We start from the raw sequence: 26,153 nt of genomic DNA, 5'->3' as shown, positions 1-26,153 counted from the left end.
GGTTCAAAGGGGTCTGACCCCTTTGAGCCTGCTTGTTAAATTTTTACCAGTCTAATCCAAGCTGCGTTGCCTGTTTTGCACAGTCTTTGTCGTATTTTTCAGCAGCTTCTTTTGCTGTTGTCTGCCCTGAGCCAAGCTCCTGACAGATTGCCGGACAATCAGCACCTTTTACCTGGCTGATGTATTCCAGCGCCGGTGCATTTTTTCCGGATTCAAAGTATGCCTGAATATCGTTTGCTACCGGGTCGTACGCGTTATCTGGCATCTCGTAACCTTTTACACAGTATGGGCCGTCCGGAAGAACTGCTTCTGAGTATGCGTCAAGTGCCTCATCTGAAATATAGAATTCCATGAATTTCAGGATCGCGTCTGTCTTATCACTGTTCTTGTTGCCGTAAAGAGCTGCCGGGTACCAGAGTGTGATTCCGTTATCTTCTGCACTATCTCCCGGTACTGCAAACACGCCGAGGTCATTGACCTGATCCTGGTACAGCTCATAAATGTTAGATAATGCCTGGGATAAGATGAACCAGTGGCCCGCTTCGCCGTTAGCCATGATATCGCAGCCGTCATCATATGTCGTTGCAAGGTAATCGCTGTTATAGTATTCTGTTGTATCGGCCAGTTTTTCAAAGCTTCTTAAGGCTGCAGGTGTAGTCGCCCATTTTGCCTCTCCCGCATCAAATTTTTCTGCGAACTCCGGATCACTCTGTTCCAGATTGTAGGCGTCTCCTAAGAATGGGACCTGTGCTGTCCATGAATCTGCATATGTACCTAAGATGGCTGTCTCGCCGTTTTCCTTTAACACATCACAGTTAGCCAGGAACTCGTCCCATGTCTTCGGGATTTCCAGATTGTATTTCTCATACATCGGTTTGCTGTAAACGATTCCTTCCGCCTGTGCGGACTGGTATGGGACACCGAATACCTTATCCCCGACGGAAACTGCTGATTTGTAGTTGTCATCGATCCTTGATACGAAATCTTCCCCTGAGATATCGATAAAGTATTCCGCCGGATTCAGTGCGTTTAACAGGGCACCTGAGTTGTAAAGGCAAAGGTCTGCCATGTCGCCCGATGCAAGTCTTGTCTTCACAATGTTGTCTCCGTCTGCCCCGCCCGGCCTTGTTTCAATATTCACCTTAATCCCGAGCTTCTCTTCTGCCTTTTTCGCAACTGCTTCAAATCCTGCCGTGGTAACATCCGTGTCGATCAAAAGTGTCAGTTCTGTCATATCCTTTCCGTCTGATGATGTGCCTGATCCTTTGTCAGAAGATCCGCATCCTGCCGCCATCCCCGCGATCATGGTGGCACATAAAAGCACTGCAACTATTTTCTTTTTCATTTCTTAATTTCCTCCTTGCTTTTGATAAATTTATGTTAACATGATTCTTTTTCGCTTAACATGGATAATCTTACAAACCGATATTGAAAATCCAGTCAAATGTTTTTATTCCATAAGATAGGTAATCTCGTAGATTCCGGAACCTGCCTCTGCCCGGTATCCCTCTCTTGTTTCCTCAAAAGCCAGCCCGCATGAGTCCAGTATCTCTGTCGCATTGTAAGGGCAGATCGATGCGGTTGTATTACATGGAACTTCTACGTGGAGTGTCACCCTATTTCCATCCACATTCCAGTCAGATACGATTTTTCCATATACACTTTCATAGGAAGCTTTCACGTAAACCAGCCCGCCTCCCGGATGAGGAGCAATGATGCTGTGCTTGTAGCCCGGATGCTTCTCGTCGCATTCAATTCCTGCCGCCGCCCGGTACAGCCACTCGCCGATGGCCCCGTAAGCATAGTGGTTGAAGGAATTCATATCCGGACTCCACATCGTCCCGTCCGGCTTCATGCCGTCCCAGTGCTCCCAGATTGTCGTCGCACCCATTCTGACCTGATACAGCCATGACGGGAAATCATCTTTCAGAAGCAGTTCGTAAGCCTCTTTTGTATGCCCGTTCTGGCTGAGTGCATGGCAGAAATAAGGAGTGCCGACGAATCCCGTCACCAGATGTCCGTTTTCTTTATCCAGAAGCCTTAACAGATCATCCACCACATTCTGTCTGAACGCCTCCGGCACAAGGTCAAAGTACAGAGAAACGATCTGTGCGGTCTGTGTCTGCACATTCATGTGTCCCGTCTCATCAAAGAATGTCTTCTGATAGGTATCCACAATCTCATTGTACAGCTTCCTGTATTCTTCTGCATCCTCCGTGCGTCCGATGATCTCTGCCATTTTCACAAACAGCCTTGTGGAATACGCATAATATGCGGTACAGGTCAGGTCATTCGGCGTTGCGCCGAAGTAACTGCCCTCTTCGGCATCCAGAGCCACCCAGTCGCCAAACTGAAGCTTATAATTCCAGATGTTTCCTACGGAATGTTCCTGCATGAATCCGATCCATGCTTTCATACTGTCATACTGCCTTTCGATAACGGTTGTGTCCCCGTAAGTCAGATAAAGTGTCCAGGGCATAATAATCGCCACATCGGCCCACGCCGCCGCAGAATGGTCCCCGTCCTTCATCAGCCGGTCAGCAGAAGACTTCCCGATCAGAATATCCGGTATGACATGGGGCACCCCGCCCTCATCTGTCTGGTCTGCCTCCACATCACGGAGCCATTTGCTGTAAAAGGTATAGGTGTCCTTTAAAAATGTAGCCGTACGGCAGAAAATCTGTGCATCCCCCGTCCAGCCCAGACGTTCATCCCTCTGCGGGCAGTCGGTCGGCACATCGAGGAAATTGCCTTTCATCCCCCATATAATATTGTGCTGCAGCTGATTGATATCCGGATTAGAACACTCAAACTCTCCCGTGACAGCCATGTCCGAATGCAGTGCATACGCTGTAAAATTCTCCTCTTTCAACTCTCCCGGATATGCGGAAACTTTCGCAAACTGGAATCCCTGAAATGAGAAGTGAGGGTGGAATGTTACTTCTTCGCTGTCTTTACATGTATAGATAATCGTTTCCTTCGCCGAACGCAGATTATCAAGATAAACATTCCCTTCTGCATCCAGCACTTCAAAGCAGTTCAGTTCTACCCTGTCGCCTGATCTGCCCTTGACCTTAAACTCGATCCAGCCCGTCATATTCTGTCCAAAATCAATGACCGTGTCCCCCTGCGGTGTCTGAAAGATTCTTTTCGCCGGAACCTCTGTAATCTGTTTCACCTTACAGCCACTCTGCGCTGACAGCACATCAGCCCGGAAAGGTACTGCCGCCACGTCCGCCCAGTTTTCCGTATTCAGCCCCGCCTCATTCCAGCCGGGAATCTCTCTGCGTGCATCATAAATCTCTCCGTCATATATTTCTGAAAACAGCACCGGGCTGTATATTCCCTTCCAGGATGTATCCGTCAAAAATGTTTCCCGTGACCCATCCACATACTCCACTGCAATCTGGCAGGCAAAGGCCGCTCTTGTCCCATAATGATTCCGCATACGCACGAATCCAACCGTACCTTTATACCAGCCTGCCCCGATATGGCCCGCTACTGCATTTACACTGCCCTCTTCCCCTGTTTCACCATACAGATAATCCGTGACGTCATAGGTCTGATAAAGCAAGTGCTTATTATAAGAAGTCCATCCGGGTGTAAACTCATCATCACCGACCTTTTTCCCATTGATATACAATTGGTACAGGCCAAGTGCGGTCACATGCGCGTATGCAGCCTTTACCTTTTTTCCGATTACAATCTCGTTCCTCACATAAGACCCTCTGCTGTCATCCTTATCCGCCTCTGTCTCAATCGTAATAAACTCCGCCTTCCAATCTTCCTCAGACAGCAGCGCTGTCACAAAGAAGCCTGTCTTCCATTCACTTGGCCCCCCATCTTTTGCAGAGATCCTTACCCTGATGAAATACTTCGTGGATGACTGGAGTTTCAGAGATTCATTGTCGATTACAACATGGGCCGATTCCCCGCTCTCTGTTACACCACTGTCATAAACCAGCTCTCCAAACTCCTCGTCCCTGCTGATCTGCAGTTCATAATTCTTCTGTATCACATGTTTCTGATCCGACACAATCACCCAGCCAACCTGTTCAATTTTTTCAATCCCGACAGGATTCTCCTGATAATTAATTAGAATTCTGGATAAACCTAACATCACTCGTTCCTCCTACATACTTGATAAGATAAAGTTAACATAATTTATCTGAAAATAGGATAGAGTATCTAGTCAACATGCATGGAGAATCCAAAAAGTTCAAAAGGGTCAGACCCCTCTGCAGAGGGGTCTGACCCTTTTGAACTTCATTGGCAGGCTATTCTGTCTATTTAGCCATATACTGTCACATATCGCGGCCATACCGCATTGTTTTATATACTGTTGTTGCAACTTCAATTACACACGCAAATACAATAATTGCCAGAATAACATTGGAAAGCGTCTGACCGTCCCATCCCAATACCATCTTCTTCTGCCAGAATACTTTCAACTTAAAATCATTATCAAACTGTGCTACTTCCCGGACAAAATCAGTATTCCAAAACGGAAGCACTTTCAGCACAATCACGGATAAAATAAGTCCCACTGCGTTTGTTATAATACTGCTCAGCATTACAAGCCTGCAGTAACATCCCGTCACAAGCTTTATGATCTCATCCACAAAACTAACCAGCATACTAAACAGGAACACCGGCAGGATGATATCCCACTTCGCCAGATTAAGCAGCGGAACATTCACCACTTTATCCCCTTTCACCGAGTATGCACCGAACAGCTGTGGTGCAAAAATGAGCAGACAGCTGAACAGGATCAGGAATACGATGGATGCGATACAGTCTCCCCGGCTGATCCTTGCTTTTTTGTCCGGTATGGGGTTCAGCATATCCGGTGTCCATGCCTTCTCCTTCTTCAGGTCGATCCTGACCTTCTGCCGCTCCATAAATGTAAAAATCAGTGTCACTGCCCCGAATACTGTCAGCCCTGCTATGATGATGTCATTTAAGAAGCGGACGATGATATAAAAAATACTACTATAGTCAATGATGCACTTCACAACTGCAGATATAAAAAGTCCCCCGGCCGTACATATAAGTACAATCTTCATCACCCACATATAATTGTCATAGTACTCCGGACTGATCATATAGTTCTTATCTTCCCTGTACTTCTTTGCAAACACGGCCGGATCCCCCAGCTTTGCAAATACTTGTTCCAGCGTCAGCCCTTCCAGCATATCATCTATAAGTTCCTTAAGCTCCAGCTCGATCTCTTCCCGCTGTGCCTTCGGAACACGTTTCGTCACTTCATATATATACCGGTTAACCAACTCCCGCTCTCTGTCTGTCATATCAATTCCTCCCGTAAAATCTGCTCCATATTAGCCGATAATCTTTCCCACTGTTCCTTCAGTTCTCTGAAAATGTCATCTCCCAGAAGTGTCCTTCTGTAATACTTCCTTGGCTTCGCCTCTCCTACATCCCACTGGCTGCTTAACAGTCCCTGCTTCTCAAGTCTCCGCAGCAGCGGATAGAGAGTATTCGGGTCTATCTCCACACCTTTCAGCTCCAGACTTTGTACGAGTGCATATCCGTACTTTGCTTCCCCTAACTGGCTCAGTACACTTAAAATCAGGGTTCCCCTCCTGAGTTCAGAGACCAGGTTCCCCATCAGATCTTTTTCTTCTCCCATAGCACCGCCTCCTTGTGTTTTTATTATACTGTGTGTCACACACTATTGTCAATAATATATTATATTTATTTTAACAATACTTTTATTTTCCTAATATAACTTTGCATAAGTTTTGTGGTAATGAGTGCGTGATATCCGCGTGAGAAACATACCTGCTGCGAGCCGAGGTATATATCCCAGCTTCTTTCAAGATCAATCCGTATAAACCCCGGCGAATGCGGCATTCTAAGTACTAACAGTCTGCACCGGAATATACAGACTGTAATATATAATCACCCTATCTCATATGGAGGTCATCATGAACAAAAAAACAGTTTACTGGACAGGCGGAATAGCCGCAGCCGTCCTAATCGTACTGATTTTCTGGGCCCTCTTCGGAAGAAATACCGGTGCCGGCTCTTCCGCCCAGGAAAATCTCAGCAGCTATATAAATGATGAAAATGAACTCATGGATCAAATGATGCAGGATATGGAAAATATTGCCCCGGCCGGTAACGCCGCCCTGGACTTCCTGACTGGAATGATCCCCCATCATCAGGCAGCTGTCTCCATGTCAGAAAGCTATCTGAAATACGGCGGTTCCGATGATGAACTGCGCCAGCTGGCCGAAAGTATCATACAGGTCCAGAAGCAGGAAATCCAACAGATGCAGACAATGATCGACGATATAAAAAAACAGGGCACCCAGAACGCCGGGCAGGAGCAGACATATTTGAATGCCTATGAAAAAATGCTTTCCGCACACCATATGGACCACGCCTCCCACAAGTCCCCTAAAAACGTAGATGATGCCTTCGCACAAGGGATGATCATGCACCACCAGATGGCAGTGGACATGGCCCGGGCCATCTTAGGAAACACAGATGAAGAGCAGGTAGCAGCACTCGCACAAAATATCATCGAATCACAGAATGCAGAGATTGGCCAGATGCAGGCCATTTTGAAAAGATCTTAATAAGTTCTCCCCAAAATAGGTTGACATTTTCTTCACTCCCCGATAAAATATACTTGCTCATCGGAGGGCGGATACTCACTAAGAAGTGATTTGCCGGATAAGATGGCAGGCTGAAATGCCTGCTTTCTTGTCCTTTTTTATTTTATCATTTTTATGGGGGACTTTTACACTATGAAGAAAAATACTGACTTAACACAAGGGAAAATACTGGGACCGCTGATGCGCTTTACCCTGCCCATCATGGCTGCCCTGATCCTGCAGACACTTTATGGGGCGGTTGACCTACTCGTTGTCGGGCAGTTTGCATCGCCTGCGTCCGTTTCTGCCGTAGCTACAGGAAGCCAGGTGCTCTATTCACTGACCGTCATCATCACAGGACTGGCTATGGGCGTGACCATCATCATAGGCCAGCAGTTCGGGCAGCGCAGGGAACATGAGATCGGCAATACCGTAGGCGCCGGAATCTGCTTGTTTGCTGCACTCAGCCTGACGCTGACCGCTGTCATGATGTTCATGACCCCTGTATTCGTCAGACTCCTCCACGCACCTCCGGAAGCTTTTGAATATACGGTACAATATGTCATGATCTGTTCCGCCGGAATCCTGTTCATCGCCGCCTATAATACCCTGGGGAGTATCTTCCGGGGAATGGGCGATGCGCGAACTCCCCTGATCGCTGTCATGATTGCCTGTGCAGCGAACATTCTTCTCGACCTTTTGTTTGTCGCGGCATTCAGGCTGGGGGCTTCCGGGGCAGCTCTGGCAACTGTTTTCTCACAGGCCATCAGCGTTGTTTTATCACTTATCATTATCAAAAAACGCGGACTGGCTTTTCCGTTTTCCAGAAAACAGATTAAGTTTGACAGGAAAATCATCCTGCGGATCGTAAAAATGGGCGCTCCCTGTGCTTTGCAGGACCTGCTTGTCAGCATCTCATTTCTGGCTATTACAGCTATCGTCAACCAGCTTGGTGTGATCGCGTCTGCCGGGGTAGGCGTTGCAGAAAAGCTGTGTGGTTTTATCATGCTTGTGCCCTCCGCCTACACGCAGTCCATGTCCGCTTATGTCGCACAGAACATAGGCGCCGGACAGCCGAAACGGGCAACAAAAGGCTTGTATTACGGAATGCTTACTTCCTTTTGCTTTGGCATTATCATGAGCTATTTCGCATTCTTCCACGGCGATCTCCTCTCCAGAGTCTTCGCGAAAGACAGTGCCGTCATCCTTGCCTCCGCCGAGTATCTGAAAGGTTATGCCATTGATACACTGCTCGTTTCCTTTTTATTCTGCTTCATCGGATATTTTAACGGATGCGGCTGCACAACCTTCGTTATGATACAGGGCCTCATCGGCGCTTTCGGTGTCCGGATACCGGTATCCTATCTTATGAGCAGGGCCGCAGATGCTTCGCTGTTCCACATAGCCCTCGCAACGCCCTGCTCCACCGTTATACAGATCGTCTTCTGCTTCTGGTTTTTTAAATGGGGGTACCCCTATTTCCAGAAAAAACAGGGCATGAGACAGAAGATAATAAGATAAAACTTTTTTGAAAAAATACTGGAGTTTCCTGCCGAAATTTGTTACAATATTTGAGGCACAGTTATATAACTGTGCCCCATATGCAGCAGTGGTCGAGTTGGCTGATGGCATCTGCCTCGAAAGCAGAAGAGCGGCAACGCTCCGGGGGTTCAAATCCCTCCTGCTGCGTTTTTATAATGACTGTTCACAGATGATTCTGTAAACAGTCATTTTTCATTTCCTTATTTCGCAGAAATCTATTTCCTCGTTACTATCCATATCAAAAGTCCGTATTGTCATCGTCTTTCCGTCCACATTCACAGACGTAACCACTGGAATCTTATCCTCCAGAAAAAATGCATCATACCCGACTTCTTTTTTCGTCTTCTTATAGAATTTGTTTCCTGTGGATGAACCGCCAGTCAGATAAAGGACTTCTCCTCTTTCCTTCTTCCCGCCATCCTTTCCCGTTGAATTCAATCCGTTCATATAATAAGTCCTCATATAGCTGTGGTCATGCCCTGCCAGCACAAGGTCCACATTGCACTCCGAAAAAACAGGTGCAAAATACTCCCTCTGCCGGATAATGTCATGATCATATGCATGAGAGCCTGCACTGAAGAGGGAATAATGCATCGTCACCACAATCCAGTCCGCTGGATATGTTTCCACCGTGTTTCTAAAAAACTCTATCTGTTGTACGGGTTCCGTGGACATCGAATCCAGTGCGATAAACAACACATTTTTATATAGGAAGCTATATTCCATCCCCTGCTGCCCTTCCCTCTGGAACTGTTTTTCATACAGGTCATTCCCCGCCTCATGGTTCCCCCGGTTGACTGCTGCCGGAAGCTCCTTTAACACATCAGGACTCCGAAACCCAAGATACTGCTTATTTGCTTTCTTCTTGTCAGAGCTGTCTGTCTGATCGCCTGCCGTAATAATAAAAGAAGCCTCCGGCACAAGGGACACACTCTTCTTTAAAGTTTCATCCCATTTTTTACTGTCTTCCTCCGTTCCCTCCGCCCCGATCTGCGGATCGCCCGCGAACAAAAAGGTGAACATCTCTTCTACTTGTGCAGTCCGGTAAATATAATCCCGGGACATTTTCCCACTGCCAGTTTCCAGAATCCGGTATACATACCTGCTGTCCGCCTCAAGTGCCGTCATACCGGCTGTATAGCAGAAGGCGCCCCCGACACCGCCTTTTCGTCTGCTAAGCGGTACGGACACATAGTTGTCAGCTTCTCCATCCCCGGACGGAATCCCGTACTGAAGTTCAAAATCAGACTTTTCATTCGAATACCAATTTACCTGTACACTCCTCTCATCTTCACCTACCTCCAAAATCAGCCCGGAAGTATCAAGCCGTGCTGCCTCTTGTATCAGGCCTTCCCTATTTTCTCCCTGTTTTTGGTCCTGCACAGAAAAAGCGATAAAAAAAGCTGCAAAAAGCAGGAGAATCCCCCCGATAATTGCAGCTATTTGGGCCCGGTCAGACTTGATAGAATTCTTATTCATAATTGCCTCACTGTCCTTTATCTTGCTGGAATCTGCCGTACCAGTCAATTTTATACTGTACATTTTATGCATGAGATAACCTCTTGATTCTCTATAAATCAAGGGCAGAAGATTTTTGAAGGCCCTTTATTTCAACTGCAGGATTCTCTTACTTCCCAGATATGTCGTAATATAATATACAATATATACGCCAAAAACAATCAAACCCCCGGCACCGATAATCGTCAGCTTTGTTTTGGCATCAAAGCCTTCAAACTCGCTAAATACGACACCTACAATAACGCTTGTATGAATGACCGCCAGCAGCAGAGGCATGCCGAAGTAAACCCTTAGCTGTTTTGTCACTGTCTGTTTCATATTCCTCTTTGATGCCCCCAGCTTCTTCAGTAGGTTATAGCGTTTTATATTATCTGCTGAATGGGCCATCTGCTGGATCGCCAGAACCGCACCGGCTGTAATCAGGAATGTCATACCCAGATACAGCCCCAGATATGTGGTCAATAGATTATCCGCTGTGAGGGAAACCATTGTTTCCTGCCTCGTCCACAATTGGAAACCTGTCACGTCTGCATTGAACCAGCCATCGTAAACCTTATCGCCAAAAGATTCATCCTGACTCAGATAGTTAAGATCTACGAACCACATGTCCCGTGTCAATTCCTGAACCTTACTCTGCGGCACAATGATTGTTCCATTCTCAGATAATATATTCTGATTCTTCCAACCGGCACGGTAAATCCCCTTTGGTGCCAGAGATAAGGATGTATCACCTATGGTCAGTGTTTTCGGATTCCTCTGGAACTCTTCCAGCTTCTTTTCCATCACAGGGAATGCATATGACACTGCATACTCCCCTTCTTTCAGTTGTACCGGTTCTTGATTCTGGGAGGCTAAGATTCGATTATAGTCCTCCAGCCCCAGAATCGTAAGCAGGGACATCTGCTGCTCATATGCTGCATACTCTGCTTCGTCATACCCTTCGAATCCGCCAGCCTCATGACTTATTTCTACCTTATGATTCGTTTCGCTTTTCTCGTATTCCGCCTTCTCTCCCGAAAGGAAATCCGAGGTAAGGGAAGGTGCCGTGTAAGTCCAGAACGCCTCGTAAGAATTGGAATACTTCTGCAGGTCAAATCCTGCTGACTTCAACAACTCCATCGGATCCTCTACATCTTTACCTTCCACCGATGAATAATAAATGGAAGCATCATACGGTGTCGAATACTCAATCCCATTCGTCACGTATTTCCCCATTCCAGGCCCCAGAATGATTAAAGATAACGATAAGAACAACAGAACAGAGGTCATTGCAATTGAAGTACTTTCTGACTTCAGCCTGGAGGAGAACTGGCTTGTCGTGAATAGGTTCAGGTTCTTAAAATAATATCGTTTGTTCATCTTTTCCAGTCTGGTCGAAATTCTAAGGACAGACTTGATAAAAAACAATGTCCCCAGCATGAGCAGTACCACGCCCTGCCCCAGAGCCCTTGCAATATCCTCCTTGGCCACAGTGATGAGTATATAATATCCACCTGCGGTTAAGGCGATTGACAGCACTGCAAACAGCCATCCTGCACCTATGCCTGCCGCTGCCACAGTTTCATTCTTCCGGTCTGAATACAGCATATCCAAAAGGCTCATTTTCTTTAATTCTTTTGTATTAAAAAAGTGTACGAAAATAAATAAAATTCCGAAAAACAGCACGCTCAGCCCTATTGATTTAAAAGAAACCATAAAACGATAGGACTCCAGGCTGATCCCTGCCAGCTTTGCAGTCAGCAAAGACAATATCTGTGCCGCAAAGATTCCCATGACCAGACCTGCGACCAGTGAAAATGCGCCTATACGCAGCGTTTCTCTCATAAGAATTCCGTTCAGTTCCTTACGCTCCATTCCAAGCGTCGCATAGATTCCCATTTCCTTTTTTCTCCGCTTCAGCAGAAAGCGGTTTGCATATACGACCAGCGCGCCCATGATAATGCAGACAATCACAGAAAATCCGTTCAGCATGCCGGACGAAAAAGCAAGATAATTCAGCTTATCCTCGATTCCCAATGAAGTGAACTGGGTACTTATGGAGTTAAAGCTATAAAATAAGCATACAGAAAGAGCCAGAGTAAAAAAATAGATAAAATAATCTTTCGCACTTTTCCTTACATTCTTTCTGGCAAGTTCATCGAAAAGCCCTGATGTGGACCTGTTTTTTATTTTCTTAAAGGGCATGGCTCTTCTCACCTCCCAGAAAAGAAACGACCTGCATGATTTCATCAAAAAATTCTTTCCGGCTCTTCATGCCCCTGACCAGTTCATTGAAGATTCTTCCGTCCTTTATGAACAGAATACGCTTACAATGGCTTGCAGTAAATGCATCATGAGTGACCATCAGTATCGTCGCCCTCTTATCCTCATTCATGATTCTAAGACTTTCCAGCAGCATGCCCGCTGATTTAGAATCCAGCGCCCCTGTCGGTTCATCCGCAAGGATCAGGGCTGGATTCGTCACAATCGCCCGGGCACAGGCAATACGCTGCTGCTGTCCCCCGGACATCTCATATGGATATTTATCGAGAATAGACTCTACATCTAAATCTGATGCTGCCTGCCCGACTATTTGGGGGATCTTCGAAGGTTTCACCCCGTTGATTGCCAGTGCCAGAGCAATGTTATCTCTACCGCTCAATGTGTCCAGAAGATTAAAGCTTTGAAATATAAACCCCAGTGCTTCCCTTCTAAACCTTGCCAGTTGATTCTCGTTCAGATTGGTCACATCCCGCCCACTAATCAATATCTTTCCGGCCGTCGGACGGTCTATCGTGGAAATACAATTCAAAAGTGTCGTCTTTCCGCTCCCGGATGCCCCCATGATTCCGATATATTCTCCTCGTTCTACTTCAAAGCTGATATGGTTAATCGCTTTCGTAACGGTACCTTTTGTTTTATAAAATTTCTGCAGGTTTTCAATCTTTAAAACAGGATTCATAATCATACTCCTTTTCCTTTTTAATGGGATCATTTTATCACAGGGAAAAGGGCACTGCTACTTCATTACATAACAGCAAGATTACATTTTTGTAATATTTTTCATCCCTTCCTCACCAGCCGTCAGGAATTCAAGGGAAACAACCGTACCTTCCCCCTTCACCGAGGTAAGTGACAGTTTTGTCCCAAGTTTCCTGCATAAGATATCGCACAAATAAAGCCCAATACCGGTCGACTTTGTATATTCCCGCCCATTGCTTCCGGTGAAACCTTTGCGGAATACCCGCTCCACATCTTCCGGCGGTATTCCGATCCCGTTATCCGAAATAGACAGGCATACCTTTCGCCCTACTCTGACAGCCGAAAAAACAAGCTGCGGTTTCCGCTCCTTGGAATGATACTTCACCCCGTTGGAAATGATCTGTCCCAATACAAACCTCATCCACTTCAAATCCGTAAGGACCATGATATCGAGCCCCTCGAATTTTGGCGTTACTTTCTCGGCAATCATATCTGCCGCATGTTCCTTCACACTGCTCATCACCAATTCCTTCAGAGACACGGCACGTATCATATAGTCATCCTGCAGGCTGCTGCTTTTACTGTAATACAACATCTGGTCAATAAACTTTTCTATCCGGTTCATCTCGCCGGAAAGACTCCGCGTCACCTCATCCCGGTGGTTCTCCATGATCAGTCTGGACACTGCAATGGGGGTTTTGATCTCATGCACCCACATCTCTACATAATCCTTATACTCCTGAAGTTCCGCTTCCTGACTCGCAGCCCTGTCATTCATATATTTCTCATCTCTCTGCAAAATATAATACAAAATTTGTCCTTCCTGAAAAGAAGGTTCCGTTATCAGTTCCGAGAGATATGCAATCTCATCCACATCCTCTGCATATTCTAAAAGCTTATCATAGAACTCTTTTCTGGAAAAAAAGTCATGCAGGAACAAAAGCAAAAGACCTGCCAGATAGAATCCCTCTATCACACAGGTCACTGCAATGGGTGTCTCTATCAACAGAAGAAGCCCCCATCCGGCAAACAAAATCACGGCAAATATAAAGATTGATACCCATTTATCCTGACAATAGCGTGAAAATTTCATATAATATACCCCTGTCCCCGTTTTGTTTTCAGATAGTCATTCAATCCCATGTCTGCAAGCTTCTTTCGAAGACGGTTGATGTTGACATTCAATGTGCCCTCCTCCACAAATTCTTCCATCTCCCACAATTCTCTGATCAATTCATCACGGCTGACAATCGTCCCTTTATGATCCATCAAAGTCTTCAGTATCCCCAGTTCATTTTTTGTAAGCTCCACATAATTTCCTTTATAGGATGCCCGGCTTTTTCCAATATCCAGTGTCAGCCCCAGATGTGACAATGTAAGGCTGTTTTTATGTCCATTTGTCCGAAGCAGCACCGCTGATATATGGGCCAGAAGAATATGGATATTATATGGCTTCGTAATAAAATCATCTGCCCCCTGATTCAGGCTCATCAGTTCATCCATGTCGCTGTTCGAGCTTGTAACAACAATAATTGGTATATTAGAAGCCTCTCTGATACGCCTGCAGATATAAAACCCATCATGAACCGGAAGGCTCAGATCCAGCAGTACCAGATCCGGCGCCTCCCGCAGAATATCCTCTGCCACCCGGTCAAATTCTTTTGCTGCAATGCACTCATACCCATTCTTTTCCAGCACGCTGCAAAGTTCATCCCTGAGGCGTGCTTCGTCTTCTACTATATAAATACGTTCCATGACCTGACCTCCCCATTTGGTAAAAAGAGCTTCACCTGCGAAACCACCGCATGTGAAGCTCCCCTATGAACGAAATTAACTTGAAACTCTAGAGCGTATTTGATAAATCATGTATACGGCTGATTGTCCCAAATGAATTATCAAACACGCTCTAACCTTTTGAGAACCTGTTCAGCAGATTCGGAATGATGTTCTTAGCGATCACAGTGTTCATCCCCTGCGGATTTACAACAATCCCTTCTACATTATTTCCCAGAACCTTCTGAATATTTACAAAGTCCACCATATTAGCCTTAAACTTTCCTTCCGTATTAAACTTCTGGAATTCATTATAGTCTGTGAAAATCGGCTGGAACATCTTACCTTCCTTATTCTTCACACATGGGAGCTTGATGTTGGAGCCATCTTTATCCGGCTTTTCCCCCTGTACCTCGATCGCCATAAAGAATCTGGAACGGATCAGGTTCACGACCATCTCCTCTTCCAGCTCCGGCAGTTTCGGCTTCTCATTATTCGGCTTTGCCCGAAGCAGCTCCTGCATAAAATACAGGCCTGTCAGATGCATCTGCGGGTTTACTAACGGCTGCTTTTCCTTTGGCAGCTTAGAATAATCAGGCTGTACAACCAGCTTGTCCAGCGGAATCTTCGTCGTCATCTCCTCTTCCACAAATACAATCTCGTTAACCCCAACCAGATACAGTCCGCTGTAAAAACCTAGCAGCTGCTTATTCTCCAGACGCACAATCATCAGCAGGTCCTTCTCCTCATCCCTGCGTTTCTCGCCAAACTCTTTTGCCTTATCCTCCGTAGTAAAAATCCACACCTGATCATTAAAAGTTTCCTCATCGCAGGTAATGAACGGCATTCTCGTCCCCTGGCTGAATGCGACATATGTAGTTTCAAGCTTCTGCAGCTTCTTCACTTGAATTTGAAAATTATTGTCCATGATAAACCTCGATTCATTTTCCTTATATTAGCGGTTCCCAAAGTCATCCAATTGCATACATTGTATAACCCTTTGAGCCTGATATTTTAAATTATACTATAGTATTCTTATGGACGCAAATAATTTTCAGGAATCTTAGTTTAGCTTTCTATCCCTTCTGGGACGTAAGTATACCAGTACATCTCCGGTTTTACCGGGGTTTTCAAATCCTCTGTATTATTTTTATAAGTAACAATTGACAGTTCATGGTCTCCTGATGAGGAAATCTCCATCAGGACCATCTCTTCTTCCGCAAATCTGTAATTCTTTCCATATAGCACTTCTTTAAATTCAGCGTCAGCAAAATCATACTGATACAGTGCATCCGCATTTATATAGTATAGAAGACCAGTGGACGGATCACATATCATTTTGTCAATAAACCCCTGCTTTCCTGTCGTTCTGCTGCCTTTAAGCAAAACCGGGTCCAGAGATCCTCGTAGCTTTTCATCAGCATCCACAGGCTCACCCGTCAGTGCATCTAATATTTCAATATGATCAATTCCTTCTATGAATATTTTGTCATTCATAATACAGAACCCATTAATCTGTCCACTCATTTTATCAAACGATTCCTTTAGCGCTCCTGTTTCCCCATCAAACACGAAAATCCCATCCCTCTGGTTTGTCCCGTAAATCTGAGAATCATAGTACTGCAAAATGCTTATTTCCTGATTAGACATATCCGATGAAAGCTCTATAAAGTCCCCCTGTAAGTTCACCTTATAGTATTTTTTCTGACGATTTGCTGTATCCGCCCCTTCTTTCAGTAAATCCACCTGTACTCCACATATCAGACTGTTATCCTCCACGAATAATGCCTCTGATACCAGACTATACTGCAGCATCTCAGGTAAATCCAGCACTCTCTCCCAAGACTCTCCTTTGTCATCAGTCTTCCAAATCAGAGAACTTTTCTGCCTACCTTCACTGGATGCAATTAAAATGGTATCCCCACTTTTTCTGACATCCATGACATTCACAGCTTCCTCGGGTAGAGAAACCTTTTCTTCCACAAAGTATTCCAAACCGGTTTTAATCTCTGCTATCTGTTCCCTATCCTGTTTTTCCACTTTCTCTTCCCCTGTCTTATTTTCTTCCTGCGGAGGGGTTTTCTTCGCACAACCGATTGTTCCCACTACACAAAGACAAATAACCAAAAACTTTACTAATCTTTTCATCCTGCTCCCTCCTTAATTAAATTTTATATAACATCATCACTATTTTTATTATTAATTATACCATTGCTTTCTTTGAACATGGTTTCATTTTTTGAATTCTTGTCTTTTCCAATAACATTTTCTGTTTATTTATTGATACATTTTACACTGACAGATTTTTCAAAGTACAGACGGCTTGTCAACTACGTGCTTTTGTCGTAAAATAATGGTTAAAAGGCCGGAACTCTCCCCACAGGACAACCCCCGGCCCATTAGGAGGTTTTATTTATGCACGTGGGCAGCAAGGCTCAGAAAAAGGAAAAATCGGCTATGACTGTTTCGCTGTATGGCAATATGCTTTTTGTTATTCTGGAACTTATCATGGCAGTTTATACAAGTTCCCAGGCGGTTCTGCTGGATGCAGTCTATGACGGCGTGGAGTTCGTCATGCTGCTGCCATCCATCTTTCTGATACCGCTCCTCTACAAACCTTCCAATGAAAAGCATCCTTTCGGCTATATGCAGATAGAGTCTATGTTTGTCGTTGTCAAAGGTGTGACTATGGCGGCCGTAACGATCGGACTGATCTTTAATAACATTGATATCATGCTGCACGGCGGGCGGACTGTTTCCTTCGGGACGATCGCGTGGTTTGAACTGGCTGCCTGTGTCTTAGGTGTTGCAGTATCAGTGTATCTGCACAGGAAAAATGAAGTCATGAATTCCCACTTAGTCGAGATGGAGATGCACGGCTGGCAGCTTGACAGCGTGGCCTCCCTCGGCATGGCGGTTGCATTCTTTCTTCCGGTTGTCATTCCCTTCGGACCTTTAAAAGGCATTATCCCTTATCTCGACCAGATCATTACTGTAGTTCTGTCCATCTGCATGATTCCGACTCCGGTCAAAGCGGTCATTACCGGGTTGAGAGACTTATTCCTGCTGCCCCCGGAAGAGGAAACAGTAGATGAAATCAAAGAAACCGTAGAGCCTATTCTGGAAGCCTACGGTTATGAAAAGCTATATTATGATATTGTCCGTACCGGACGCAAACTGTGGATCAGCGTCTATATTACCTTTGACCGGGATGAAGTCTCTATCCGCAGATTCAAGATCGTACAAAATTTCTGCATACAGGCGCTGGCGAAAAAGTTTTCGGACTTCTACTTCGAGCTGCTCCCTGATATAGAATTTACACTGGAGGATGAGAAGCCTCCCGCGTCTGAAGATGTCTAAAAAAACAGAAAGTGAGTAATAGAAAATGGAATCACCCTTTACCCTGAAAACGATTGCCCATATCCGTAGTGACTTTCCTGAAAAATTCGGGATTCCGCGACAGAGCGGGCTGATAGAAGAGCTAAAAGCCGACATCCTGTTCGAGCCGGACTACCGCACCCCTGACGCCTTAAGGGGCCTTGAGGAATATTCCCATATATGGCTCATCTGGGGGTTTTCAGAATCGGTCCGTGATGGCTGGTCACCCACCGTGCGCCCTCCCAGACTGGGCGGCAACCAGCGCATGGGTGTATTCGCGACCCGTTCTCCGTTTCGTCCCAATCCACTTGGACTCTCCTGTGTCCGCCTCACCGGAATGGAACATACCAGTGACCGGGGCGTCATTCTCCATATTACAGGAGCCGACCTGCTGGACGGCACACCCATCTACGACATCAAGCCTTATCTTCCTTATGTTGACAGCCACCCGGATGCCCTGGGGGGATTCGGCAGTCTGCATAAGGATTACCGGCTTGAGGTGGACTGTCCTCCCCGCTGTCTTAAGGAGATTCCTGCACAGCACCTCGACTCCTTGCTGGCAGTTCTTGCCCAGGACCCGCGTCCATCCTATCAAAGCGATCCAGACCGCATCTATGGGATGAAATACGCCGGCATGAACGTGAGGTTCTATGTAGACGGAGATATCCTGCATATCTGTAAGATCGAAAAACTGTAGTATTACCGGTAAGTACGCCGTTCTGGCCAGATAGATACCCGGACGGCGTTTTCCTCACTCTCCCAGATACCGTTCTTTTTCTTCCCGCTCCCGCAGCGCCCGCAGTGTATTATCATGCAGGGTTTCCTTCTCATACTTATTCTGTTCCAGAAAGTAGGAATAAATAATATCCAGCATAATAAGCACCGGAAACTGCGGAGAGATGACATTCCCGTGATTCAGATGACGAAGCGATGGCAGAAGCAGCACTTCATCACAGAACTCTTCCAGCATTTCCTTATTCCTGGCAGTCACCATCACGGTACGTGCCTTTCTCTTATGTGCCTCTTTTAGCAGATAAAGCACTTCCTCCTTCTCACCGCTGATACTGATCCCGAACACCAGGCATGTCTGGTTCTGAAACACGGCCTGCATACGCATCAGGTCACTGTCCTGTATGGAATCAATATCCACTCCGATCCTCATAAACCTCAGTTTCATTTCCCTTGCCGCCAGACCGGAACTGCCCATCCCACATACGAACACTCTTGCGGCCTGATTCAGATAGCGGCTGATTCTGGCGATCTGTCCCTCATCCACAAGGCTGTATGTCTTATTCAGAAGTTCCTGATAGACATTGAGCACCATCCTCGTATTCCCGGTAATAGACTCCGGTTTCTCAACAAAAGTTTCTTCATACTGGTAAACAAATTCGCGGTAGCCCCTGTAACCACATTTCTTCGCAAAACGGGACAGCGACGCCTCCGAGACAAAGAGCTGCTCCGCAACAGCCTTTGCCGAAAAATCCATCTTCTTCCTGTTCTGAATGAAAAAATCGGCGATGTTTTTTTCTACAGTTGTAAAATTATCATAATTTGATTCAATAATCGGTACTACGGACTTTACATAATATTCCATCACTCACCGGTCCTCATCTTCTCCTGTATTTACCCATGCTTCTTCGATACATTGCCTGAGAGCTTACATTTTACCATGCTTCTCCATAAAATGGTAGAATGCCCCAAGCATTCCCGCATCATTTCTATGCTTCGCAAACGTGATCGTTGTACAGCGTGCTATGCTCGGAACAAGATAGCCCGCGACTGCCCCCTGAATCTTTCCTTTCAGATATTCTTCCTGGGCCATGATCCCGCCGCCGAGCACTACAGTCTGCGGATTCAGTACATAACAGATATTTGCGATGCCCCTCCCGAGGATGTCCACCATCTCCGCGATCGCCTGAATGCATGTCTCATCTCCTGCTTTTGCTTCTTCAAATATATGGTAACCACTCCACTTTTGCAGTGGTTCGCCTTTTCGTTCGGCTACTTTCTTTGACAAAATGCTGGCCGCCCCGAGAGTCTGGAAGTCACTGTCAAACATATGCATATATCCCACTTCGCACGCACTGTTGCTAAAACCGTGGAAAACTTTGTTATCCAGTACAATACAGCCTCCTATCCCGGTCCCTATCGTCAGCATCAGTGTGCTTGAGCTGTTCCTGGCTGAACCGGACATGCTCTCTGCAAGTCCTGCACAGTTCACATCATTTTCCACTTCACACGGAATCCCGAATTTCTTCTCCATCACTGCCTTAAACTTTGTGCCCGCATAGTTAGGGATCAGCGGTGCAGCATAGAAGATCTCGCCTTTTTCTGTATCAACCATTCCCGCCGTAGAAATACAGATTCCACTGATTTCACCTGCTTCCTGCGCGTCACGTCCTTTTAGTTCATTTACGATACCGACCGCCTTTTCCAGAATAGCCGGGCCGCCCTTTTCCGCCTCTGTCCGCATTTCCCTGCGTTCCAATATCCGACCGTTTTCATTTATAATTCCGTATTTTATAGCTGTGCCGCCGATATCTATGCTTATATATTTCTCCACCGCAGTTTCTTTGTCTGCTTTCTGCAATGCCATGTCCGAAACTCCCTTCATACCTGAACAGGCCAGACACCCGCTGAACAGGTGCCTGACCTTTTTTACTATTTTACAATTACTGGATCTTTACTTTAAAGATCGCCTTCTTAATTAACTTGGGCTCATCCACCTTCACAGCCGTGCGGTGTGCGTCATGTGGATAACAGACCAGAAAATCCCCTGCATCCAGCACAACATGGCCGTTTGCCCCGCCCTGAAGAGGAAGGAAATCCTTTTCTGGCTGGAACTCTTCTTCCTTCATATTTTCAATGAAGTTCACATCGATCTGTTCAGGCCCGTCCAGCATGACATGGATGTCCAGATACTCTCTGTGTGCCTCCCAGAAACGATCTTCCGGCGTCGTTGTCGTATATTCCACGATATTTACAAACAATCTGTCTCCGTCTATTTCATGAGATCCTTTTTCAAATGAAATCAGATCATGTTCCTTTGCATAGGCAAAGCATTCCTGAATCTGGCTGTCCAGAAAGCTGTACTCGCTTAAATTACGGATGTTTCCAAAAATCATAATTCTGCTCCCTTCTTTTTATTTTACAATAGATTAATTTTTAAAGATAGTTGTATTTGGAGCCGGTACAGAAGTATCACCCTTTACTTTCCTCCAGATCAGGCTCGCAGGAATTCCTACAACAAGAGATACTGCAATTGAGATCAGTGAGTATGACCAGATAGTAACGCTTCCGGCTGGTGCAAAGTACTTAATACCGATCATAACAGCAGATGCCGCGATGAATGCCAGCGTAGCACCGAAGGTATTTGCAATTTTTGTAAATGCACCGAGTATAAATGTTCCGACAAGGATACCGAGTACGAGACCCATGAATCCGTTGAACCACTCATATGCCGATTTTACTCCACCGTTTGCGAGTACCATTGCGATCACGATTGCGAAAATACCTACAATCAGAGATACGTACTGCCCTATCTTTGTCTGCTTTTCAAAGCTCAGTTCCTTTTTGGTCAGGCGGGACTGGATATCCAGTGTCCAGCTGGATGCTACCGAATTCAGCCCCGTTGACAGTGTAGACTGCGACGCCGCGTAGATGGCTGCCAGCAAAAGTCCTGTAACACCTACCGGAAGCTCGAAAGCAATGTAGGAGGCAAAAATCTGGTCCTGGGCTGCTGCCGGCGGAAGTGCGTTCTGCTGGTAGAACACATACAGTCCGGTACCGATCAGGTAGAATACAGTTGCAATAAAAATAGATAATGCTCCGTTTGTCAGCATCATTTTATTCAGTTTCTTTGTATCCGTTGTTGTTGTAAAACGCTGTACAATATCCTGGCTTGATACATAGGAGCCCATTGTATTGAATCCGGCGCCCACAATCAGGATAAATACGCTGTCTTTTAAGATATTGATATCAAATACCGGCTGGTCTGCTGCAAGGAATTTATGGTCTGCGGCAAAGGCACCGAAGATTGCCCCGATCCCGCCATCGATATGTGCAAGAAGGAAGATCAGCGCGAACGATACACCGATCAGCAGCACGGAACCCTGTATGAAGTCTGTCCAGAGCACGGACTTCAGACCGCCTGTATATGAATATATAATTGCAATAATTCCCATGATGATGATCAGGATATTTACATTAATGCCCATCAGGTTTGAAAGTACCATACACGGCAGATACATGATAATTGACATACGTCCCACCTGATAGATGATAAACATCACCGCACCAAGTACACGCAGTCCCTTGCTCCCGAAACGCAGCTCCAGATAATGGTAAGCCGTGTCGATATCCAGTTTGCTGTAAATCGGAAGGAAAAACTTAATTGTCAGAGGGATAGCAAGAAGCATGCCTAACTGTGCAAACCACATAATCCATGTCCCAGCATAGGAGTTCCCTGCCAGTGACAGAAATGAAATCGGGCTCAATAATGTGGCAAATATGGATACGGAAGTGACCCACCACGGCACCGTCCCGTCGCCCTTAAAGAATTCTTTTCCCTTCATATCCTTTTTCGCGAAATGAAGTCCGGCAAATAATACTGCTGCCAGATATACAATCAGTATTACAAGATCAATGACTGTAAAGCCCTGCATATTTTCTTCCTCCTAATATTTTGCTTTTGCATCTGTGATCATCTTTGCAGCTTCTTCTACGACTGCCATGTCTGATTCAGTAAGGCCCGGAAGCGGCTTGCGCACTCCGCCCAGTTCAAGCCCTTCATTGATCTTTAAGATTGCTTTAATCACACCGTACATATTGCCGTGTGCAGAACACATTTTATAAATGATCGCATTGACTGCATACTGCAGTTCTCTTGCCTCTTCCATTTTTCCTGCTCTTACGAAAGCATCCAGTTTCAGGAATAATTCCGGCATTGCTCCATAAGTTCCACCAATTGCTCCCTCGGCCCCTATCACGCGTCCACTCATGAACTGCTCGTCCGGTCCGTTAAAGATCACATAATCCTCTCCGCCTGCATCCTTGAACATCTGGATATCCTGCACCGGCATGGAAGAGTTCTTTACGCCGATCACCCTCGGGTTCTTTCTCATCTCTGCAAACAGATTCATAGTCAGTGCAACACCTGCGAGCTGGGGAATGTTATAGATCACAAAGTCTGTGTTCGGTGCTGCCGAGCTGATGTCGTTCCAGTACTCTGCAATCGCATACTCAGGCAGATGGAAGTAGATCGGTGGGATTGCCGCGATAGCATCCACGCCAAGACTTTCTGCGTGAGCCGCCAGCACTTTGCTGTCCGCGGTGTTATTACAGGCAACGTGTGCGATTACAGTCAATTTCCCTTTTGCCTCTTTCATCACATTTTCCAGAACGATCTTTTTATCCTCAACGCTCTGATAGATACATTCCCCTGAAGACCCGTTCACATACACGCCTTTTACCCCTTTGTCAATAAAATAGCGTGTCAGCGCCTGTACTCCATTCGGGCTTATATTCCCCTCTTTGTCATAGCATGCGTAGAACGCCGGGATAACTCCTTTGTACTTGTCCAGATTTCTCATGATAAATTCTCCTTTTCTTTTATATAGAATATGCGGCCATATAGTTACCCTTTTTATATGCACCTGTCTCCTTGCACCGTCCCGTTGTGTGATGCATCCTTCTGCTTACATTCTTGTGAAAATGTCAGTTATTTTAACGCATCCGCAAATGGCTTCGTAATCAACTGCGGTCTGGTAATGATTGAACCTACTACCACGGAAAATGCCCCCAGTTCAATCACCCGTTTTGCCTTTTCCGGTGTATTGATATTGCCTTCCGCAATGACCGGATGCTTTACATTGGCTACGATTTTGCGAAGTATTTCGAAATCATTTTTTTCTATCTTATAGTCCCTGCTTTGGTCCGTATAACCAACCATCGTTGTGCCGATAAAATCAAATCCAAGCTCATCCGCGTGAAGCGCCTCTTCCACAGTGGAGCAGTCCGCCATAAAAAGTTGTTCCGGATATTTTTCCTTTACCTGTACAAAAAATTCATCCAGACTCACCCCTCCGGGGCGTTTATCAATCGTCGCATCCATAGCAATGATCTCAGGTTTCACTTCCATGAGCTCATCAATCTCTTTCATTGTCGGTGTAATATACACTTTACAGTCTTCGTAATCCCTTTTTACAATTCCGATAACCGGAAGGTCTACCTGCGTCTGTATCTCGGCGATGTCTTCTTTTGTATTCGCCCTGATTCCGGATGCCCCGCCTTCCTTTGCCGCCAGTGCCATTCTTCCCATAATAAAGGAAGAGTGGAGGGGCTCATGAGGAAGTGCCTGACAGGATACGATTAATTTTCCTCTCAGCTGTTCTACTCGTTCGTTCATATTTCTCATCCTCCTTGCTCGATCTGTTACCAGTATAGGCCTGCTTGTTTTTAATTTCAATAGACCTGATTTCATCTGAAAGTGCTTTCATTCTTTTTTCTTTACTATGGCATTTAGTACATTTTTCTATTCACTATTTTGTTAATTTTGCACAACCAATCGTGCCTGCTTTCGTTAATGTCCAAGCAATACACCTCTGTTAGGCGGAGGTTGTAACCTTCTGCGTTAAAAATTTCCCCGTGTCAATTAATTAACTATCTTTGTCTGCATAGGAATGGTATAATACCATTAACAGGTTTATATTCCTGCCGGCACTATAATCCGGCAAACCTGACATACGAAATGAGGAGGGAAATTGAATGAACAAGAAAAGAGGAATTGTGTCCATTCTGATTTTGTCAATGGCAGTTATGATGCTGAGTGGATGCGCAAGAAAATTTGATGCCAGTGGATATACGAAAGCAGTACTGGATGTATGCTACAAAGGCGAGACTGAGCAGTATATGAAGCTTACCAATTCATCAAAAGAAGAGGCTGAAGCTGTATTCTCAGATAATATGGAGCAAATCATGGAGGAGTTTGCAGCGTTAAATCTTTCCGAAGAACTGCAGGCTAGTTACAAAGAATTCTTTGAAGATCTTGCCCAAAATGTGAAGTATACTGTCGGAGAGGCTGTCCCGGATAAAAAAGGCAACTTTACAGTAGATGTTTCTGTCGAACCAATTACCAATCTGCAGGATACCTACGAAGAATTCATGACAAAAACGGAAGAATATACTACTCAGGTTAGTAATGATATAATAAACGGAGGCGAAACACCTTCCGAACAAGAAATGCAAAATAAAGTATTTGAGATTTACTATAATATTTTAAGGGCTTCTATAGATGCAGGTATTAATTACGGGGAAGCACAAACCGTAACTATGCATGTTAACAAAGGAAATAATAATGTTTACGAGATTCCTGAGGCAGACCTTACTGCACTGGATGAACTGACAATTGCTGCTGATATCTTTTAGACTGCCATATAATCACCAGCAGCCCGGCATTTCCGCTCATGCGGAACAGCCGGGCTGTTTTGCTTCAGGCCTGTCTTATAATGCGTGCTGCAATACGCATCAGATAATTGTCACATCCCACTGTAGTCAATTCATCCAGGAGGTTATCCTCATAATAATAGTCATCAAGCTTCAGATTATTCTCCTCTGCGAAGTCCATGAGCCTTACGTAAGCTGAACCGATGTCCTCCCAGTGCCCCCTGAAATATGCGAACAGATATGTCCCTGCCGGTTTGATCTGATATACCGCTTTTTTAGGCGGTGTATCAAACAACATATAGAATGTATGATAATCGTTGTAAATCCCCTGGGAAATATTTTCACGTTTCTGGATGTAGCCCAGACTGTACGGGCTCTTTATCCCGAGGTCATCGCAATAATTCACAAGTTCACTGATACGAACGGCGAACTCTTTTCCATCATTCAATTCACAAAAAGCTTCTATATAATACTGCTCCGGAACTTCGGCCTTTTCAATTACATCCACATCTTTCTGTATCGCTTCTCTGGTAAGTGCGGATTTCGTGCGCAGCCATCTCCTTGTTTCTTTCAACTTTCTGATCTTCTGTTCAATACTTTTTTCTTCGTGTTCCAGAAGGTCTGCAAATGCCTGTGGGCTTCTAGCCGCGAGATACTCTTTTATTGCCGCTAAAGGCATGTCGAGTTCTTTTAATGTCCAGATTACATCAAAAACCTCCAGCTGGCCGACCGAATAGTAACGATACCCGTTATCCTGTTTTATCTCCGGCGAAAACAGGCCGATGTCGTCATAATGAAAAAGTGTGTGTTTGGTCACTCCCGTTATTTTTGCAAATTCTCCTGTGGTAAAGTACATATTATTATTCATATGGCAAATCTCCTCTTGACTATCGGGTTACCCTATACCTTATCATA

General features: G+C 45.4%; 22 protein-coding genes, 1 tRNA gene and 1 pseudogene. 6 read left to right on the top strand and 18 right to left on the bottom strand.

Features of this window, described 5'->3' with window-relative positions; genetic code table 11:
- Positions 1–43: 43 nt before the first annotated feature.
- From ABIN22_RS09800 to ABIN22_RS09785, 4 genes are all read right to left on the bottom strand, one after another.
- Positions 44–1,345, bottom strand: coding sequence for an ABC transporter substrate-binding protein (locus ABIN22_RS09800; RefSeq protein ID WP_346908256.1), 1,302 nt, complete (start codon positions 1,343–1,345; stop codon positions 44–46).
- A 105-nt stretch (positions 1,346–1,450) separates the two neighbouring features.
- Entirely contained in the window at positions 1,451–4,120 is a 2,670-nt protein-coding gene (locus ABIN22_RS09795; RefSeq protein ID WP_346908791.1) for an alpha-L-rhamnosidase, read from the bottom strand.
- 184 nt (positions 4,121–4,304) lie between these two features.
- The gene (locus ABIN22_RS09790; protein WP_346908254.1) at positions 4,305–5,309 is read right to left on the bottom strand and encodes an HAAS signaling domain-containing protein; all 1,005 of its coding nucleotides are present in this window, start codon (positions 5,307–5,309) and stop codon (positions 4,305–4,307) included.
- The gene (locus ABIN22_RS09785; RefSeq protein WP_346908252.1) at positions 5,306–5,650 is read right to left on the bottom strand and encodes a PadR family transcriptional regulator; all 345 of its coding nucleotides are present in this window, start codon (positions 5,648–5,650) and stop codon (positions 5,306–5,308) included. Before ABIN22_RS09785 ends, ABIN22_RS09790 begins: the two co-directional genes overlap by 4 nt.
- 298 nt (positions 5,651–5,948) lie before the next feature.
- On the opposite strand from ABIN22_RS09785, the gene ABIN22_RS09780 reads away from it, so the two are divergent.
- The 3 genes and pseudogenes from ABIN22_RS09780 to ABIN22_RS09770 all read left to right on the top strand — a co-directional run bounded on the left by ABIN22_RS09780 (position 5,949) and on the right by ABIN22_RS09770 (position 8,312).
- Entirely contained in the window at positions 5,949–6,605 is a 657-nt protein-coding gene (locus ABIN22_RS09780; protein ID WP_346908250.1) for a DUF305 domain-containing protein, read from the top strand.
- Positions 6,606–6,746: 141 nt separating this feature from the next.
- Positions 6,747–8,144: pseudogene (locus tag ABIN22_RS09775) on the top strand (MATE family efflux transporter); the annotation flags it as partial.
- Between the two features lie 82 nt (positions 8,145–8,226).
- A tRNA-Ser gene (locus ABIN22_RS09770) sits at positions 8,227–8,312 on the top strand.
- A 45-nt stretch (positions 8,313–8,357) separates the two neighbouring features.
- On the opposite strand, the gene ABIN22_RS09765 is transcribed toward ABIN22_RS09770, so the two are convergent.
- The 7 genes from ABIN22_RS09765 to ABIN22_RS09735 all read right to left on the bottom strand — a co-directional run bounded on the left by ABIN22_RS09765 (position 8,358) and on the right by ABIN22_RS09735 (position 16,565).
- Positions 8,358–9,716, bottom strand: coding sequence for a metallophosphoesterase (locus ABIN22_RS09765; protein WP_346908248.1), 1,359 nt, complete (start codon positions 9,714–9,716; stop codon positions 8,358–8,360).
- Positions 9,717–9,770: 54 nt separating this feature from the next.
- Positions 9,771–11,867 carry an ABC transporter permease gene (locus ABIN22_RS09760; protein WP_346908246.1) on the bottom strand — a complete coding sequence of 699 codons (2,097 nt, stop codon included), beginning with the start codon at positions 11,865–11,867 and terminating at the stop codon, positions 9,771–9,773.
- Positions 11,857–12,624, bottom strand: a complete 768-nt coding sequence (locus ABIN22_RS09755) for an ABC transporter ATP-binding protein (RefSeq protein WP_346908244.1) — start codon at positions 12,622–12,624, stop codon at positions 11,857–11,859. The genes ABIN22_RS09760 and ABIN22_RS09755 overlap by 11 nt, the downstream gene beginning before the upstream one ends.
- Positions 12,625–12,705: 81 nt before the next feature.
- A complete protein-coding gene (locus ABIN22_RS09750) occupies positions 12,706–13,737 on the bottom strand; it encodes a sensor histidine kinase (RefSeq protein WP_346908242.1) in 1,032 nt (343 codons plus the stop codon).
- Positions 13,734–14,399, bottom strand: a complete 666-nt coding sequence (locus tag ABIN22_RS09745; RefSeq protein WP_346908240.1) for a response regulator transcription factor — start codon at positions 14,397–14,399, stop codon at positions 13,734–13,736. Before ABIN22_RS09745 ends, ABIN22_RS09750 begins: the two co-directional genes overlap by 4 nt.
- 151 nt (positions 14,400–14,550) lie before the next feature.
- On the bottom strand, positions 14,551–15,345 hold the full coding sequence (locus ABIN22_RS09740; protein WP_109732938.1) for an SseB family protein: 795 nt from the start codon (positions 15,343–15,345) through the stop codon (positions 14,551–14,553).
- A 140-nt stretch (positions 15,346–15,485) separates the two neighbouring features.
- Positions 15,486–16,565, bottom strand: a complete 1,080-nt coding sequence (locus ABIN22_RS09735) for a hypothetical protein (protein ID WP_346908237.1) — start codon at positions 16,563–16,565, stop codon at positions 15,486–15,488.
- A gap of 267 nt (positions 16,566–16,832) precedes the next feature.
- On the opposite strand from ABIN22_RS09735, the gene ABIN22_RS09730 reads away from it, so the two are divergent.
- Both ABIN22_RS09730 and tsaA read left to right on the top strand, forming a co-directional pair.
- On the top strand, positions 16,833–17,777 hold the full coding sequence (locus ABIN22_RS09730) for a cation diffusion facilitator family transporter (RefSeq protein WP_118618054.1): 945 nt from the start codon (positions 16,833–16,835) through the stop codon (positions 17,775–17,777).
- A gap of 25 nt (positions 17,778–17,802) precedes the next feature.
- Positions 17,803–18,492, top strand: a complete 690-nt coding sequence (tsaA, locus tag ABIN22_RS09725) for a tRNA (N6-threonylcarbamoyladenosine(37)-N6)-methyltransferase TrmO (RefSeq protein ID WP_109732935.1) — start codon at positions 17,803–17,805, stop codon at positions 18,490–18,492.
- Positions 18,493–18,546: 54 nt separating this feature from the next.
- Here tsaA and ABIN22_RS09720 read toward each other — a convergent pair whose 3' ends face one another.
- The 6 genes from ABIN22_RS09720 to ABIN22_RS09695 form a co-directional block, all read right to left on the bottom strand.
- Positions 18,547–19,389, bottom strand: coding sequence for a MurR/RpiR family transcriptional regulator (locus tag ABIN22_RS09720; RefSeq protein WP_109732934.1), 843 nt, complete (start codon positions 19,387–19,389; stop codon positions 18,547–18,549).
- A 63-nt stretch (positions 19,390–19,452) separates the two neighbouring features.
- Positions 19,453–20,358 (bottom strand): ROK family protein, encoded by a 906-nt coding sequence (locus ABIN22_RS09715; protein ID WP_118618490.1) that lies wholly within the window; start codon positions 20,356–20,358, stop codon positions 19,453–19,455.
- Between the two features lie 109 nt (positions 20,359–20,467).
- Entirely contained in the window at positions 20,468–20,920 is a 453-nt protein-coding gene (locus ABIN22_RS09710) for a NanQ anomerase/TabA/YiaL family protein (RefSeq protein WP_118618050.1), read from the bottom strand.
- Between the two features lie 33 nt (positions 20,921–20,953).
- On the bottom strand, positions 20,954–22,459 hold the full coding sequence (locus tag ABIN22_RS09705) for a sodium:solute symporter family protein (protein ID WP_118618048.1): 1,506 nt from the start codon (positions 22,457–22,459) through the stop codon (positions 20,954–20,956).
- Positions 22,460–22,471: 12 nt separating this feature from the next.
- Entirely contained in the window at positions 22,472–23,386 is a 915-nt protein-coding gene (locus ABIN22_RS09700; protein WP_109732931.1) for a dihydrodipicolinate synthase family protein, read from the bottom strand.
- Between the two features lie 128 nt (positions 23,387–23,514).
- On the bottom strand, positions 23,515–24,201 hold the full coding sequence (locus tag ABIN22_RS09695) for an N-acetylmannosamine-6-phosphate 2-epimerase (RefSeq protein WP_118618044.1): 687 nt from the start codon (positions 24,199–24,201) through the stop codon (positions 23,515–23,517).
- Positions 24,202–24,560: 359 nt separating this feature from the next.
- Between ABIN22_RS09695 and ABIN22_RS09690 the strand changes: the two genes are divergently transcribed.
- Positions 24,561–25,220: a hypothetical protein gene (locus tag ABIN22_RS09690; protein WP_346908233.1), complete on the top strand. Its 660-nt coding sequence runs from the start codon at positions 24,561–24,563 to the stop codon at positions 25,218–25,220.
- Between the two features lie 64 nt (positions 25,221–25,284).
- On the opposite strand, the gene ABIN22_RS09685 is transcribed toward ABIN22_RS09690, so the two are convergent.
- The gene (locus ABIN22_RS09685) at positions 25,285–26,106 is read right to left on the bottom strand and encodes a MerR family transcriptional regulator (protein WP_346908231.1); all 822 of its coding nucleotides are present in this window, start codon (positions 26,104–26,106) and stop codon (positions 25,285–25,287) included.
- Positions 26,107–26,153: the final 47 nt, after the last annotated feature.

The sequence above is a fragment of the Faecalicatena orotica genome (genome assembly GCF_905197545.1).
Taxonomy (GTDB): Bacteria; Bacillota; Clostridia; order Lachnospirales; family Lachnospiraceae; genus Faecalicatena_A; species Faecalicatena_A orotica.
Note: the sequence above shows the minus strand (reverse complement) of the source record. Positions and strands in the feature narration are given on the sequence as shown.